We start from the raw sequence: 14098 nt of genomic DNA on the forward strand, positions 1-14098 counted from the left end.
ACAGGATTGTCACCGCGCGGCGCGCGTCTGCCAGTTGATCGTGCAGACGGTCAGCGCGGCGGCAAGGCTCAATTCGCCCAGCCACACGATCGTGCCCATCGCCGGGCCGATCAGCATCGCTTCGATGATCCACGCCAACGCCAGCAGCAGCCATCCGGTGATCCTTGCCGTGCGCGCTTGTGCAGGCGGTACCGTGCGCCCGGCCAGATCGCGCTGATGGCGCTTCATCGACACGGCCAGTGCCAGGAATGCAGCGAACGCGATCGCGACTGAAAGAAGATGGATCACGACTGCGCCACCGGCCGGACGGCTCCCCGTGCGGGGGTCCGGGATTTCGCCCGCGCCTTGCCGGCCTTTGCGGATGCCAGGATGAACCCGGCGGCAAGCAGCAGCATGACAAGATCGAAGCCGGCGAAAGTCCAGTCTCCTGCCAGCAGGCTGGTCAGCAGCCCGCGCGGGGTCGTCACCGCATTGACCACGGGCACGGCGGCGAAACAGGCGCCCGCCAGTGCCAGCGCCTCCTTCCAGGCGCGGCTGGATGGCCTTATCATGCCCCACAGCCCCACACCCAGCCAGGCCAGGAACATGCAGTCGATCTCGCGCTCGGCGCGATCGGCCATAGCTAGCGGGAGCAAACGGTTGGCGAGGAAATAGACGGCGATGCCGGTCGCCAACCCTGCGATGGCGGCAATGTTCAGCCGCTCGACCAGGAGGAAACCGATATGGGGCCGGGCGGGGTCGGGCAGGCGGGTCCGGCGCTTGACCGTCCACAGCACGAGACCGGTTCCGACCATGATGGTGCCGCCAACGCCGCTCAGGAAATAGAGCCAGCGCAGGCCCCATTGCGCGAAACGCCCGGTGTGCAGCCCGATCATCACGCTTTCGGTAGCCAGCGCGGCCCCCTTGGCGTCGTGACGCGCAAGGATGCGCCCGGTGGCGCCATCGAACGTGATCGTTTCACCGCGCGATCCGAAAGCCGCTTCGGGTGAGCGAGTCATGTCGATCCGGGCTGCAGCGTCGTTTGGATTGGCGATGCTGATGTAGCCGACGCCGCGGCCGCCCCAGCTTGCCGATGCCTGGTTGACCAGCGAACCCAGATCGGCAAGCGGTACGGTCTTGCCGGTTGCCGCTACGGGGGCGGTCCTGCCGAAGACGGCTTCGTAGAACTTGTCCTGCCCGGCATAGTTCGCAGCGATACCCCATGGCATGTACATGACCGCCAGCGTCACCAGCCCGGTGAAGGTGATCATCAGATGAAACGGCAGCGCCAGCACCGCCGTCACGTTGTGCGCGTCCAGCCAGCTACGCTGCCCCTTGCCGAAGCGGAGCATGAAGAAGTCGGCAAATATCTTCTTGTGCGTGATGACGCCCGAGAGGATCGCGGTCAGCATTAACATCGCCGCGATACCGACCAGATAACGCGCCCACAGCACCGGCATGTAGTGGAGGTCGAAATGGAAGCGATAGAGGAAGAAGCCGCCGCGCGTTTCGCGCAGTTTCACTTCGTGGCCATCGCTGTCCAGCAGGGCGCTGGTTTCGCCGCGCCTGGCGGGGCGGCCTTCGGCAGGTTGCCAGTAGACCTGCGTCGTCGCGCTGCGGCTGTTGGGCAGGGATATGTACCAGCTGGCGGCATCCGGCGCGACGGTGTCGAGATAGCGCACCGCGCCCTGGGCCGCCGCGGACGGGTCTGCCTTGCCGGTGATCTCCGGCTGCATCCACCGGGTAATCTCGTCCTGGAAATAGGCTGCGGTGCCGGTCGCGAACATGGCGAACAGCAGCCAGCCCAGCAGCAGGCCGCTCCAGGTGTGGAACAGGGCCATCGATTGGCGCAGACCGTCCTTCACAGACGGCCTCCTGTCATGAACGACAGCCAGAGTGCAGCGCCGATGACGATCGCGGCCACGCTCATCCCCAGCCAGACCCTGCCGACCGAGCGCATTCCGAAGGCCGTCAGCGCCAGGACTGCGAACAGCGCGAAAGAGGCCAGCGTGGCAGTGGCGGATGCGTTTGCGGCATCCACGCCGAACCCCAGCCAGAGCAGACGCGCCAGACCCGCAGTGACGAGCGAGGTCAGCAGGTAGTTGGCCGGAATGGCCGCAAACAGGCGGGCGATGACTTCGCCCCGTCCCGTACTACGCGCAGCCATGTTGCCACCGGTGAGCGGCGCCGGTGCGGCGCTGACGGTTCCGGATGTTGAACGTAGTCACGAGAAGCCCTCTGCCGCCTGATTCCGCGAGTAGTATTGCGACGCACTCGCAAATTTCGCTAGGCGGCGGGCAAGCTCATGTCAATGCTGCTGAGGAACAGGCTCCATTACCGACACGCGGGGAATGCGCAGGTTGAACGTCTGTCCCTGCCAGCTTCTATGCACGGTCCAGGCGTCTTCGTCCTGCGACAGCACATACTCGCCGCGCGTAAACAGGTCGGGATTTTCGCGCCGCCGTGCCAGCAGCGAGCGGGTGAGTGCCAGCTTGCGCGACGACAGCGACGTCGTACCTGAGCCAGCGGTCGTGTCGCTGTGATCGACGGGGCGGCGATTGTCCGGGTCGGTCAGCCCTACGGCCAGCTTTTCCGTGCCCTGATAGATGTCGGGAAGACCAGGGGCGGTCAGTTGCAGCGTGGCCTGCGCCAGCACGATCGTCTCGACCGCGTCCGTGAAGGCCTGGCGGCGATTTCTCGGCAGCAGACCACCGATGGAAAGCTGATGATGCAGCGCCTGCGACAGCCGTGCGACGGCGGCCTCGGCCTGTTCATCGGGCTCTTCGTGGCGCGAATATTCCTTCCCTTCACGCATCGCCTTGGCGACATGGTCCTCGATGCGGGCCTCCGCATCGGGCTGCCCCTGCAGCATCAGCGCCGTCTGCAGGGCGTAGATGCCCCAACCTTCCGCTAAGCCCTCTTCGATCGCACGGCGGCGCGCCTCGGCGTAGACGCTACGGCACAGATCGGGAAAGTGGGTGAGCGCGATGAGCACCGCGCGTGCGTCTGCGGACCGCTTGGTATCGTGAGTGGACAGGGCATTAAGCGCCATCGGAGTCTGAGCCGCCCGTGCCGCCATGGCCGATAAAAAGGCTTCGGCGTCGATGACGCCGAGGTCGGGTTCCGCGCCCACTTCGCACAGTGGCGGATAGGCGAAGCTGCGGAAGAACACCGTGTCCTCTTCGGACTTGGCGGTGAGGGCGCCGGTCAGCTGCTCGAACCGGGCGGCAAAGGCGCGGGCGGCTGGATCGTCCGGCGCGCGCAGCAGGGCGAGCAGGTCCGAGACATAGGGGGTGTCGCCCAGCGTCGGCACTGTCGCGGGCGGCAGCAGGTCGGCGGCGTAGCTGCGGTAGACCGGCCAGGCGGTGGCCATGACGCAGACCGCCTCGTGCACGTCGCCAAGTGCCTCTTCCTTCGCGGCCAGCGCGACCATGGCCGCATTGGCGACGCGGCGCAGTTCGGGGACGAACACCTGGTCCAGCAGTTCGCGGCGGACTTTGCGCACTTCCTGCGCATAGTCGCGCGGCACCGCGCCTTCCGCTGCTTCGCGCAATGCGGCAAGGCCTTCTTCATGAGTCATGAGGCGCGTCACCGGGGTCATGAACTCGTAGCCGCTCATGCCTTCCACCGGCCACGCGGCGGGGAGCGCCTCATCGGCCTTGACGATCTTTTCCACCCAGATTGGCGTATCCCCCACGGCGCCGCGCAGGCGGTTGAGGTAGCTGCCGGGCCGCGCCAGTCCATCGACATGATCGACGCGCAGGCCCTGGATGCGGCCTGCCTCCACTTGCGCCAGAATCCAGCCGTGCGTCAGTGCGAAGACCGCAGGGTCTTCCTGCCGCACGCCGATCAGGTCGGTGATGTTGAAGAAGCGGCGGTGGACGATGCGGTCTGCGCTGGACTGCCAGTGCCCCAGCGACCAGTGCTGTTCGGCCAGTAATGCCGTCAGCGCTTCCCGGTCCAGCGGCTTATCGCCGTCCGCAAGGGCGCTGGACAGTTCGGTCTGCCTCAGGGGATACCTGCGGCCATACACTGAAAGGCAGGGGTCTTCGGCGCTGCCCGCGATGGCGATCTGGCCCGCTGCCAGCAGGTCGTCCGGCTCTCCATCCAGCACCGGGAAGTGCAGCGGCCCGGCATCCCAGTCGATGTCGAAGACGGGCGCATGAACGCTTTCGCGGCCATGGCGCATGACGTCGGCAAGGAAGGGGTTCTCGGGCACGAACGCCATGTGGTTGGGCACGATATCGACGACGATGCCGATGCCGGCCTCCTGCGCGGCGTCGGCCAGCGCTTCGAACGCGGCGTCGCCGCCCAGCGCAGGATCGATGCGGGTGGGGTCGGTCACGTCGTACCCGTGCGTCGATCCGGGCGCGGCCTCGAACGGGGGGGAGAGGTAAAGGTGGCTGATCCCCAGATCGACCAGACGGGGCAGCAGGGCCTGCGCTGCGGCAAGGTCTGTGCCCTCGCGCAGTTGCAGCCGGTACGTGGCGATCAGGGGCGGAGTGGTATCGGGCATGAAGGTCACTCCTGAATGATGGTCAGCGACAGGGCGAAGGGGCTTTCCCGGTCGGTCAGCTGGAAAATCGGGGCGGGGTGGGGGCGGAACGTACTGGCAGCCGGCCCCAGCTGCGCCTGCATCTCCAGAGTGGCCATGGGGAAGCGCCAGCGGGCGGTGATATGGGCTCCGTCGCGCGTGACGTCGGCCTGGGGAAGGGCGGTCTGGGCAAGCAGCGGCCAGATATGATCGCGTCGCAAAGCCAGCAGTTCGCGGACGAAGGGTTCGTGTTCACGCTGGTCTGCCCGGTCGGGGAAGCCGATCTTCGATACGTCGAAGGTCGCCTGCGCCACCGGATCGGGGACCGTGCCGCCGAAGCTGCTGAAGCGGGCGAATTCCTTTGCGCGGCCCTTGCGCACGGCTTCGCCCAGTTCGCCGTCGAAATCGACGAAGAACTGGAAGGGTGCGTCGGTCAGGAATTCGTCGCCCATGAACAGCATCGGCGTGAACGGGGCCAGCAGGGTCATTGCGGTAAGGACGCGGTAAGCGTGGCGGTCGGTGGCGAGATGGTGCAGGCGTTCGCCTTGCGCTCGGTTGCCGACCTGGTCGTGATTGCCCAGGAAGTTGATGAAACACGTGCGGGGGAGGGTTGCCGAAGGTTCGCCCCGGGGCTGCTCGTCGCCATTTGCGCGCGGCTGGCCCTGTTCGACGTAGCCGTCGGCGAGGGCGGTGGCGAGGTCGGCCACGGGGTCGACCGCGAAGGGGGCGTAGTAGCTTTCGTCCTCGCCGGTCAGCAGGCAGTGGGCGGCGTGATGCCAGTCGTCGTTCCATGTGCCGTCGTAGGGCGCATCGGGGGTGAAATAGCGGGCGAGGTTGCGTTCGTCCTCGGTGACGAGGTGGATCGGGCGGCCCCGGTCGGTGGCGCGGATGCGCTGGCCCAGTTCGTCGAGGAAGTGCGTTGCGGAGTGGTCCTCTATCGCGTGCACCGCATCGAAACGAAGACCGTCGAGGCGGTATTCGTCCAGCCAGTGGAGCGCATTGGCGATGAAGTATTCGCGCACCGCCGCCGTCTCGAACGCGATGCCTGCGCCCCAGGGAGAGGCGCGTTCCGGGTGGAAGAACGAGGGACACCACGCGCCAAGGTAGTTCCCCGATGGCCCGAAGTGGTTGTAGACCACGTCCATCATCACGCCGAGACCCAGCCCGTGTGCCGCATCGACCAGCGCGCGCAGATCGTCCGGGCTGCCGTAGGCGGGGTGCGGGGCGTAAGGCAGGACGCCGTCGTAGCCCCATCCGCGTGCGCCTTCGAACTGGGCGACGGGCATGATCTCCACCATCGTCGCGCCCAGCGCCGCGATGTCCGGCAGGCGTTCGATGGCGGCGGCGAACGTGCCTGCGTCGGTAAAGGTGCCGACGTGCAGTTCGTAGATCACCGCTTCATGCCACGGGCGCCCCTTCCAGTCGCTGCGCCAGGCATAGCTGCCCGGATCGACCAGCATGGAAGGACCGTGGACGTCGCCCACCTGCGCGCGGGCCGCCGGGTCCGGGTAAGGCGTGCCTTCCAGCAGCCAGCGATAGGCATCGCCGGCCTGCGCCTCCCCCTCGAACAGCCACCAGCCGTCACCGGCGGCAAGCGCGGGCAGCGCCACGCCGCCGATCTCCACCCGCGTCTCTTCGGCGTCGGGCGCCCACAGGCCGAAGCGCCACTGGCCGCCACCGATCGGGCGGGCTCCCCATTGCGTGGCCATCAGGCGGGACGGAACAGGCAGAGGCTGGCGGGGGAAACCGCCGCCGCTTCGCGCGCAACGGCTTCCTCGGTGAACGGATCGTCCCGCGCGGTGTCGAGGATCCGCACCCAGTCCCCTTCAGGCAGCGCGAAGTCCAGCCCGTCACCCGCGTTGATGACCGCGAACAGCGGGCGCCCGCCGTCCAGGAACACCTCACGCGTGGAATAGTCCAGCAACATGCCCAGCACGCGCAGGCCCTGCTGACTCCACAGTTCATCGTCCATGGCGCGCCCGTCGGGCTGGAACCACGCGATCTCCACCCGTTCGTTGTCGCCGGTATCGCCCAGCAGGAAGTTTTCCTGCGCCAGCACCGGGTACTGGCGGCGCAGCGCGATCATCCGGCTGCAGAAATCGAGGAAATCGTCGTCCTTCGCCTGCCAGTCCAGCCAGCTGAGTTCGTTGTCCTGGCAATAGACGTTGTTGTTGCCCTGCTGGCTGTTGCCGATCTCGTCCCCGGACAGCAGCATCGGCACGCCCTGGCTGACCATCAGCGTCGCCACCATGGCGCGGCGGCGGCGGGCGCGGGCGGCGACGATGGCGTCGTCGTCCGTGGCCCCTTCGGCCCCCATGTTGTCCGAGATGTTGTTGTCATGCCCGTCCGCGCCGCCTTCGCCGTTGGCTTCGTTATGGCGGTCGTTGAACGAGACGGTGTCCATCAGCGTGAAGCCGTCATGCGCGGCAAGGAAGTTGATCGAACTGGTCGCGCCCCGGTCCGAATGGTTGAACTGCACCGGAGAGCCGATCAGGCGCTGCGCCATGTCGCCCACCAGCCCCTCGTCGCCGCGCCAGAAGGCGCGCACGTCGTCGCGGAACTTGTCGTTCCATTCGCGGAAAGGATGGGGGAAGCCGCCGACCTGATAGCCGCCCATGCCGATGTCCCACGGCTCTGCGATCAGCTTGACGCCCGCCAGGATCGGATCCTGCCGGATGGCGTCGAAGAAGCCGCCTTCGCGGTCGAAGCCGGTTTCCTCTCGCCCCAGGGTAGATGCAAGGTCGAAGCGGAACCCGTCGACGTGCATCACCTGCACCCAGTACCGCAGCGAATCGAGCACCATGCGCATCACCATGGGATGCGCCACCGCCAGCGTGTTGCCGGTGCCGGTGTTGTCGAAGCTGAAACGCGGGTTTTCCGGCGACAGCATGTAGTAGGCCGCGTTGTCGAGGCCGCGGAAGCTGAGCGTCGGGCCCTTTTCAGACCCTTCGGCGGTGTGGTTGTAGACCACGTCCATGATGACTTCGATGCCGGCCTTGTGGAACCGCTTCACCATGTCCTTGAACTGGCGGATGGCGCGGGGCGCAACGTCACCGCCGCGCAGGAAGCGCGGTTCGGGGGCGAAGAAGCCCAGCGTCTGGTACCCCCAGTAGTTCGACAGCCCCTTGTCCAGCAGCATCCGGTCGTCGAGGAAGAACTGGCTGGGCAGCAGTTCGATGGCGCTGACGCCCAGCTTGCGCAAGTGGTCCAGGATCGGTTCGCTGGCCATGCCTTCGTAAGTGCCGCGAAGCGCTTCGGGCACGTCGGGATGCGTCATGGTCAGGCCGCGGACGTGCGCTTCGTAGATCACCGTCTCGGTCCAGGGGCGCGACAGGGCCTTGTCGCCCTCCCAGTCGAAGTCCGGATCCTGCACCACGCTTTTGACCATGAACGGCGCGGAATCGCGGGTGTCGAAGGTGGTGTCGTCGCCGGTGGTCAGGTCATAACCCCACAGCGCATCGTCCCAGGTGATCGCGCCCGACACTTCGCGGGCATAGGGATCGAGCAGCAGCTTGTTGGGGTTGAACCGGTGCCCCTGCGCCGGGTCGTAGGGACCGTGGGCGCGCAGGCCGTAAAGCTGGCCGGGCTTCACGCCGGGGAGGTAGCCGGAAAATACCGAACCTTCGCGCGAGGGCAGTTCAAGGCGCGCCGTCTCCTCGCTGCCGTCCTCCGAGAACAGGCACAGTTCGATCGCTTCGGCATTCTCGGAAAAGACCCCGAAGTGCGTCCCTTCACCGGTATATTCGGCGCCGAGTTCGTGGATCATCCGTTCGGGACGGGAAAAGGAAACGTCGGCGGAATGGTCGCCGGATTGCTGAGACGAAATACCCTGTTCGGACGGAATGGACCCCTGCGTCACGGTCTGCTGCCTCCTGCATGATGCTGCATCGGCTAACACGCGGATGGGCGGCGCGTTCCCGCAGGCTCATCTGGGACAAGGCAGGAGGCGCAGACACGAAAAAGGGGGCAGGCAAGGCCCGCCCCCTTTGCGTTGTGCAGCGCGGCGGCTCAGATGCCGTCGACGGCCTTGCTGACCATGATGTTCACGGCCACGCGGCGGTTCTGCGCCTTGCCTTCCTCGGTGCTGTTGTCGGCAACCGGGTCGGCCATGGCCATGCCGGTCGGCGTCAGCATGCGGTAGGGCTTCCAGTGGCAGGCCTGCTGCAGATAGTTCACCACGGCGCTCGCGCGCTTTTCGCTGAGGCGCTGGTTCACTTCTTCCGAACCGGTCGAGTCGGTGTAGCCGACGACCAGCAACAGCGCATTTTCCTGACCCTCGGCCTGCGTCGCAGCCTGGCACAGGTTTTGCTTCGCTTCGGGCGAAAGCGCGTACTTGCCGGTGTCGAAGTTGACGTTGGTGGTGCCCTTGATGTTGTACTTGTCGATGTCGCCCATGCGTGCCTTCAGGCCCTCGGTCGCGGCTTCGTTGGAGGCAAAGCGCTGGTCGGTGCCGTTGTGGATCATCGACGCGGTCTTCACATCACGGGCGGTCATGGTGATCTGGCTGGCCAGCAGTTCGCCGCCGCCGGCCTGCAGCGTCTTCACCTTGACGGGGATGCCGTTGATCAGCTGGGTCGGGATCAGCTTCTGGCTGCCCAGTCCGAACAGGCCCTTGCTGGCCTTGATCTTGGTGGCATCGTCGATGGTGACGACGGACTTGTTGCCGTCGGCGCTGGTCACTTGCATCCGGGCACCGCTGCGGGCCGAGATGATGCCTTCGACGTCGGGCCCTTCGGCCATGTGCGAACGGTCGTCGGTGACCTGTACGGCCAGGCCGTCTTCGCCCTGCGCTTGCGCGGTCACGGCGACCGACGCGGTGCTGCCGATCAGGGCAGCCATGAGAAGAATGCGGGGGGTTTTGGAAATGACAGTCATTGCGCTACTCCTTCAAACTCGACCAATCGGGCCTGCGTTGCCGCAGCTTCTCGTCCGTTTTCCGACTGCGCAATGGCGCATTCGGATATCGGAACCCCTCCATTCAGCTTCGTAAGACATGCAGCAGAACACTGCACCTGAACGCCATGGACCTTCTGCCTGTTCAGAGTAACCTTTCAGACACATGAACACGGTTCGTCGCAAAGGTGGTTGTGCCGTTGGTAGGAGCAAATCGTGCGGCGAACCGATTGTTGAAGCTGTACGCACACTACTGCGCGACGGCAAACACGCGCCTGCCGACGTCGGAGATTCAGTGGCGGTCATCTTTATTGGCGGCGATATTTTCGCAGCATGCCCGGAAGAGTTCTCGGGCTATTTTGGGCATACGGTTGGCAGGACGGCACCTGCGGATTGCCTGTCATGCGCTTTCGCGCAGCCCCGCAGGAACAGCTTTCCGGCGCGGGTGGTTCCAGCTTAGACCGCACAAATGAAAACGGCCCGCCCTTTTGGGCAGGCCGCTCTTCATTTGCGCCGTGTTGCATTCAGGGCAGGTGGATCACCCTACGCCGATTATCCCACAAACGCGCGTTCGATCACGAAATCGGCAGGCTTGTTGTTCGACCCTTCGGTGAAGCCCATCCCTTCGAGGATCGCGGCGATGTCCTTGTTCATGGCCATCGAACCGCACAGCATGACGCGGTCCGTCTCAGGATCCATGCGCGGCTCGCCCTTCAGGCCCTGGAACAGGCGGCCGTTCTCCATCAGGGTGTTGATGCGGCCGGTGGTGTGGAATTCCTCGCGGGTGACGGTCGGCACGTAGGTCAGCTGCACCAGCGCCTGATCCTCCACCAGCGGATCGCCCGCCAGCTGGCTTTCCAGCTCTTCGCGGAAGGCCAGGTCCGAGACGCGGCGGACCGAGTGGACCACGATCACCTGCTCGAACATCTCGTAGACGTCAGGGTCGCGGATCAGCGACAGGAACGGCGCAAGGCCCGTGCCCGATCCGAACAGGAACAACCGCTTGCCCGGCGTCAGAGCATCGGTGACGAGTGTGCCGGTGGGCTTGCGGCCCAGATAGATCTGGTCGCCCGGCTGGATCAGCTGCAGCTTGGAGGTCAGCGGGCCGTCCTCCACCTTGATCGACAGGAATTCGATCTCTTCGGCCCACGAAGGACTGGCGATGGAATAGGCGCGCAGCAGCGGCTTGCCGTTGTCACCCTGAAGGCCGATCATGATGAACTCGCCCGAGCGGAAGCGGAACGATGCCGGGCGCGTGATCTTGAAGCTGAACAGGTGTTCGTTCCAGTGCTGGACCGAAAGCACCGTCTCCACGCTCAGCGCGCCGGTGGGTTCCAGGACGGGCGCGGAAGCAGCCGCAGGAGTCGCCCCGGCAACCGCCGAAGTGTCCAGGGTGGCGGCTTCTGCCTTGCTATCGCTCATCAACGTCAGTCCTTGGTTCATCGCGTCGGGTTCATCGAATGGTCACGCATGCGGGTTTATCAGTGCAATGCCGAAGCCCGCGATGGTCATTGCGGCGCTGGCGCGGCTCATCGCCTGAGCGACCGCGGCGACCGTATCGCATGGCACGACATGCGCCAGAGTCGCGCGCACGTTTTCGCGGCGGCCTATACCGACATCGCGCCAAAGTGCAAGGAGCAAGGCCTCGTGCTCGCAGATGCGGGGGTGGCCCATCGGTGCCAGCATCACCCGCTCTGCAGCGCGGCAGGCGATCAGCGCCATCGCAAGGTGGAAGTCGGGAAGCACAGCGGTGGCATTGTGCCCCGCGAATGCGCGGCCAAGCGACTGCGGCGGACAGTTGCCCTGCGCTGAGGCATGAGCCCATCCCCGCATGGCCCACAGGAGAAAGCGCCCATCGCCGTCGAGTTCGGTGACCGGGCGGTCCAGGAAATCGTACATCGCGCCTGTCCCTCGAAAATGGCAAATGAAATCCGCTATTGCGAATTAGTCGCATAAACCATCTGCGCTTTGGAGGGCTCCGCGTCAACCCCCGACCAGTCCTCTCGACGATCCGACCGACCGTCAGGGCAGGCCGAACCACGACTTCCTTGCCGCACCGCAACAAAATACCTTACCGCGCATTCTTCGAGACAAGTCGACGCATCAGCCAATCTGCGAGTTCATGGATCTAGACCGCCGCACCGTTCTTTCCGGCCTCATCGCCAGCGCTATCGCATCGGGCCTGCCCCTCAGAGCCTTGGCCGCTGAAGAAGTGGCGCGCGTGGACGATCTCATCAGGCGCATGACGATCGAGGAGAAGGCCGGGCAGATGACCTGTCTTGCCGACAGTTTTCGTCCCTTCAACCCGCCCAACCCGGCAGCCGGCATCCAGGACGAGAAGCGTCTGGCCGAGGAAATCCGCAAGGGGCGCGTCGGCTGCCTGTTCAACGGCATCGGCGTGGCGGGCGCGCGCAAGGCGCAGGAGATCGCCGTCAGGCAGAGCCGCCTTGGCATCCCGCTGCTGCTGGCGGGCGACGTGATCCACGGGCTCAAGACCATCTTCCCCGTGCCGCTTGGCGAAGCGTCCAGCTTCGACCCCGTGCTGTGCCAGCGCACGGCACGCGCCATGGCGGTAGAGGCGACGGCGGCGGGCCTGCACCTGACTTTCGCGCCGATGGCCGACGTCGCGCGTGACCAGCGTTGGGGCCGCGTGGTCGAAGGCGCCGGAGAGGACGTGACGCTTACCGCGTTGCTGACGGCGGCGCGGGTGCGCGGCTTCCAGGGCCGTGACCTGCGCCGCGACGATTCGCTGCTTGCCTGCCCCAAGCATTTCACCGCCTACGGTGCGGTGGCAGGGGGGCTTGAGTACGGCAGCGTCGACATCAGCGAAGAAACGCTGCGGGAAACGCACCTGCCGCCCTTCACCGCCGGCTTCGGCGCGGGCGCTCTGACGACGATGGCCGCCTTCAGCGAGATCAACGGCGTGCCCGCCACTGCGGATCGCACCCTCCTCACCGACATGCTGCGCGACGAGATGGGTTTCCACGGCTTCGTCTTTTCGGATTATACCGCGGACGAGGAACTGGTGGCGCATGGTTATGCAGAGGACGACCGCGATGCGGCCCGGCTGGCGGTGCTGGCAGGCGTCGATATGTCGATGCAGAGCGGGCTTTATATCCGCTACCTTCCTGACCTGGTAAAGACCGGGGCGGTGCCCATGGCGACGATAGACGTCGCGGTGCGTCGCATCCTCTACGTCAAGATGGCAATGGGCCTGTTCGACAATCCCTGGCGCTCGCTGGACGAGGCGGCGGAGAAGAGCCGCATTGCCACGCCCGCGCACCGGGCCCTTGCGCGGGAAGCGGGCGCGCGTTCGGTGGTCTTGCTGCAGAACGACGGAGTGCTGCCGCTTGACCCGGCTGGAAAACAGAAGATCGCGCTGATCGGCCCGTTCACTGAAGACAAGGCCAATCTTTATGGGCCATGGGCTTTCTACGGCGACCCCGGGCAGGGCGTGGACGTCGCCACCGGCCTGCGCGGTGCGATGAACGATCCCGACCGCCTGACGATCGTGGCCGGCTGCGCGATCCACCAGCCCATCGACGGTGGCATCGATGCTGCCGTGAAGGCCGCGAGGGCCGCCGACGTCGTTATTCTTGCGCTCGGCGAATCGCAGGACATGTCTGGCGAAGCGCAGTCGCGCACGGTCATAGAAATCCCCGCCGCGCAGCAGGCGCTTGCCGATGCCGTGGCAGCGGTGAAGAAACCCACCGTAGTCCTGCTGCGCCATGGGCGTGCGCTGGCGCTGCATGATGGCGTCGCCAATGCTAATGCCGTGCTGGCGACGTGGTTCCTCGGGTCGGAAGCGGGCAATGCCATCGCCGACATCGTCTTCGGCAAAGTCGATCCGTCAGGCAAGCTGCCGGTCAGCTTCCCGTGGGAATCGGGGCAGGAGCCTTTCTTCTACGATCGCAAGTCCACCGGGCGGCCCACCGTTCCAAACGGCAGTACCGAATACAAGGCGCGCTATGCCACTACGGACAACAGCGCGCGCTATCCCTTCGGACACGGCCTCAGCTACACCCGCTTTGTGCTCGACAACCTGAAGCTGTCGGACAGTGCGATGCGCTGGGATCAGTCGGTGACGGTCACGGCACGGCTTAAGAACATCGGCAAGCGGCGCGGCAGCGAAATCGTCCAGCTTTATATACATGACCGCGTGGCCAGTCGGACGCGCCCGATCCGCGAACTGAAGAAGATGGAACGGGTGACGCTGGAGCCGGGCGAAAGCCGCACCGTGCGCTTCACCCTTGCGAGGGACGACCTGCGTTTCGTCGGCCAAGGGAATCGCTGGATCGCCGAACCGGGCGTCTTCGACATCTGGGTGGGTCAGTCGTCCCAGGGAGGCCTGCATGGGCGGGTTACTCTCTATGCGCCGGAGCGGTGAGAAGCCCCGATTTCCGCAGGATCGGGACTGTACCGCAAGAAAATGACGTATTTTTGAAATTAGTGTTTGACCGACTCACGAACGGCGCTTAGAGGCGCTTTCACCGCAGCGGAACACTGCTTCTTCTGGGGTCGCCAAGCACTGACGGGCAACTTGCTCTCCGAGGTTAAAGCCGGGGACGAGGAGTTGTCCGGGTTTGTTGTCTTGGCTGGTCTTTGACATTGTTGGTTTTTGATGAAGGGACATGTGGGCGACGGCGCCTGGTTCTGCGGATCTTCGGGTCGTGGATACCAGTTTAAAACAGC

Annotated in this window: 11 protein-coding genes; 1 reads left to right on the forward strand and 10 read right to left on the reverse strand. The window is 65.3% G+C overall.

From position 1 onward, the window contains the following. Positions 1-9: 9 nt before the first annotated feature. From GGR40_RS15815 to GGR40_RS15855, 9 genes are all read right to left on the reverse strand, one after another. Complete coding sequence (locus GGR40_RS15815; RefSeq protein ID WP_429277202.1) at positions 10-288, reverse strand: DUF3325 domain-containing protein; 279 nt, start codon at positions 286-288, stop codon at positions 10-12. Next, a complete protein-coding gene (locus GGR40_RS15820; RefSeq protein WP_429277203.1) occupies positions 285-1844 on the reverse strand; it encodes a PepSY-associated TM helix domain-containing protein in 1560 nt (519 codons plus the stop codon). The genes GGR40_RS15815 and GGR40_RS15820 overlap by 4 nt, the downstream gene beginning before the upstream one ends. Next, complete coding sequence (locus GGR40_RS15825; protein ID WP_429277204.1) at positions 1841-2146, reverse strand: hypothetical protein; 306 nt, start codon at positions 2144-2146, stop codon at positions 1841-1843. The genes GGR40_RS15820 and GGR40_RS15825 overlap by 4 nt, the downstream gene beginning before the upstream one ends. A gap of 141 nt (positions 2147-2287) precedes the next feature. Next, positions 2288-4495, reverse strand: a complete 2208-nt coding sequence (gene treY / locus GGR40_RS15830; RefSeq protein ID WP_429277205.1) for a malto-oligosyltrehalose synthase — start codon at positions 4493-4495, stop codon at positions 2288-2290. A gap of 5 nt (positions 4496-4500) precedes the next feature. Continuing rightward, entirely contained in the window at positions 4501-6222 is a 1722-nt protein-coding gene (treZ, locus tag GGR40_RS15835) for a malto-oligosyltrehalose trehalohydrolase (RefSeq protein ID WP_429277206.1), read from the reverse strand. After that, a complete protein-coding gene (glgX, locus tag GGR40_RS15840; RefSeq protein ID WP_429277207.1) occupies positions 6222-8279 on the reverse strand; it encodes a glycogen debranching protein GlgX in 2058 nt (685 codons plus the stop codon). Before glgX ends, treZ begins: the two co-directional genes overlap by 1 nt. 242 nt (positions 8280-8521) lie before the next feature. After that, positions 8522-9388, reverse strand: coding sequence for an OmpA family protein (locus GGR40_RS15845; RefSeq protein WP_429277208.1), 867 nt, complete (start codon positions 9386-9388; stop codon positions 8522-8524). A gap of 570 nt (positions 9389-9958) precedes the next feature. Then, positions 9959-10828 (reverse strand): ferredoxin--NADP reductase, encoded by an 870-nt coding sequence (locus GGR40_RS15850; RefSeq protein ID WP_429277209.1) that lies wholly within the window; start codon positions 10826-10828, stop codon positions 9959-9961. A gap of 42 nt (positions 10829-10870) precedes the next feature. Further along, positions 10871-11305, reverse strand: coding sequence for a hypothetical protein (locus tag GGR40_RS15855; RefSeq protein ID WP_429277210.1), 435 nt, complete (start codon positions 11303-11305; stop codon positions 10871-10873). A gap of 223 nt (positions 11306-11528) precedes the next feature. Between GGR40_RS15855 and GGR40_RS15860 the strand changes: the two genes are divergently transcribed. After that, entirely contained in the window at positions 11529-13793 is a 2265-nt protein-coding gene (locus GGR40_RS15860) for a glycoside hydrolase family 3 N-terminal domain-containing protein (protein WP_429277211.1), read from the forward strand. Between the two features lie 75 nt (positions 13794-13868). On the opposite strand, the gene GGR40_RS15865 is transcribed toward GGR40_RS15860, so the two are convergent. After that, positions 13869-14098: hypothetical protein (locus GGR40_RS15865; protein WP_429277212.1), on the reverse strand; the 230-nt coding region annotated here is incomplete at its 5' end.

The sequence above is a fragment of the Novosphingobium gossypii genome (assembly GCF_050433305.1).
Classification (GTDB): domain Bacteria; phylum Pseudomonadota; class Alphaproteobacteria; order Sphingomonadales; family Sphingomonadaceae; genus Novosphingobium; species Novosphingobium gossypii.